The sequence below is a fragment of the Comamonas sp. E6 genome (assembly GCF_001010305.1).
GTDB lineage: Bacteria > Pseudomonadota > Gammaproteobacteria > Burkholderiales > Burkholderiaceae_C > Comamonas > Comamonas thiooxydans.
Genome location: NZ_BBXH01000059.1, coordinates 1 through 1,970 on the forward strand (window position 1 = coordinate 1; position 1,970 = coordinate 1,970).

The window sequence follows — 1,970 nt, forward strand, 5'->3', positions numbered from 1 at the left end:
TCCCTGGTCCGCGAGGGATTGATTGATGGAATTCGCCCCGTGCGGTCGTTGCTCGTCGCCATTGCAAAGCTGCCCTGGCAGGCCACCGGCGAGCATCCTGCCATCGAGTACCTTGCCAAGCTGCAAGCTTTATATCTCAAAGGATCCAGAAAGCTGCCAGTTGAAGTGGTGGCACCAAGTCTGGGAATGATCTGGCAGGTTTCGATCTCCAGCCCAGACCGGGAACGGGCGTTTCAGGCGTTGGAGGTGGCCACCCTGTTTGCCCTGCGCCGCGCGGTGCGCAATGGCTCGGTCTGGATTGAGCACAGCCTGAGCTTTCGGGGTCGTGCGCGCTTGTTCTTCACGGACGAGCGTTGGCAGGCAGAGTCCAAGAAACACTATGCCCGTCTATCGTTACCCAGCAAGGCTGCCACTTTCTTGAAGCCTTTGCTGGCCAGAGTAACTGCCGGTGTCGATGCGGTGGCCGCTGCAGCCCGCAGTGGCGTACTGCGCGTGGATGATGAACTCCATTTGTCGCCATTGCCCGCAGAGGACGAAGACCCAGAAGTGACCAAGCTGCGCGCGGCTTTGGATCACCGCATCGGTGAGGTTCAATTGCCGGAAGTGATTCTGGCCGTTGACGCCCAGGTGCGCTTTAGCTGGATCATGCTCGGACGTGAGCCGCGCTCTACCGACGAGCTGCTGATGGTCTATGCCGGCATCATGGCCCACGGCACCAGTCTGACTGCGGTCGAATGCGCGCGCATGATTCCGCAATTGTCTGCCACCAGCATTCGCCAGGCCATGCGCTGGGCGCGGGACGAACGGCGTCTGAGCCAGGCCTGCCAGGCTGTGCTGGAATTCATGCAGCGACACCCGATTGCCGCCACCTGGGGGCGGTCCGATTTGGCATCTTCTGACATGATGAGCATGGAGACCACCAAACGGGTGTGGCAAGCCCGGCTTGATCCTCGGCGCAACACACCTTCCATTGGAATCTACTCCCATGTAAAAGACCGGTGGGGCATCTTCCATGCGCAGCCCTTTGTGCTCAATGAGCGCCAGGCGGGCGTGGCCATTGAAGGTGTCATCCGCCAAGAAAAGCTGGAGACCAGCCAGCTTGCTGTGGATACCCATGGCTACACCGACTTTGCCATGTCACATGCCCGTTTGCTTGGTTTTGATCTTTGCCCGCGGTTGAAGGAACTCAAACAGCGCCACCTCTTTGTGCCACGCGGCACCAAAGTGCCCGCAGAAATCGCTGCGGTGTGCGAAGCCAATGTCGACGTCGCTTTGATCGAAAAGCATTGGGATAGTCTGGTGCACCTGGCAGCCTCGGTCATGAGCGGACATGCCAGTGCGGTGGCAGCTCTTGCGCGGTTCGGTTCTGCCGCCCAGGGCGATCCAATCTATGAGGCTGGCGTGCAATTGGGGCGGTTGCTGCGTACGGCGTTTTTGGCTGACTACTTTGTCAAGGACGCTTTCAGGAACGAGTTGCGCCGGGTGCTCAATCGGGGCGAGGCTGTTAACGCCCTCAAGCGCGCCATTTATACCGGCCGGATCAGCCCGGCGCAGGCCAAACGTGTCGATGAAATGCAGGCTGTGGCCGATGCGTTGAGCCTGATGGCCAACATCGTGATGGCGTGGAATACCTCACAGATGCAGGCGGTCCTGGATCGCTGGTCGAACCGCCGCCAGGTCATTCCACCGGAACTGATCGGGAAGATTGCGCCCACCAGGCTGGAGAGCATCAACTTGCGGGGTGTGTTTCGCTTCCCGGTTGACCGCTATGCTGACCAAATCCTGCCTTCGCGGCCAAATGCATCGATAACTGGCACCAATGGATGAAACCGACCACGGTTTGACGCCACGAATCGCAGATTTGAAAGTGAACAGGAAAGTCAATGAAATCAACGATCTACCAACACCACCTCCGCGCCAGTGCTAGCTTTTCGTACCGTCACTTATTGCACTGAAAACGAGGAGACCCC

The 1,970-nt window shown here is 58.9% G+C and carries 1 pseudogene; it reads left to right on the forward strand.

The annotated features are described in order from the left end of the window. Positions 1 to 1,827 (forward strand): annotated as a pseudogene (locus CSE6_RS25880) (Tn3-like element IS1071 family transposase); the annotation flags it as partial. Positions 1,828 to 1,970 lie beyond the last annotated feature (143 nt).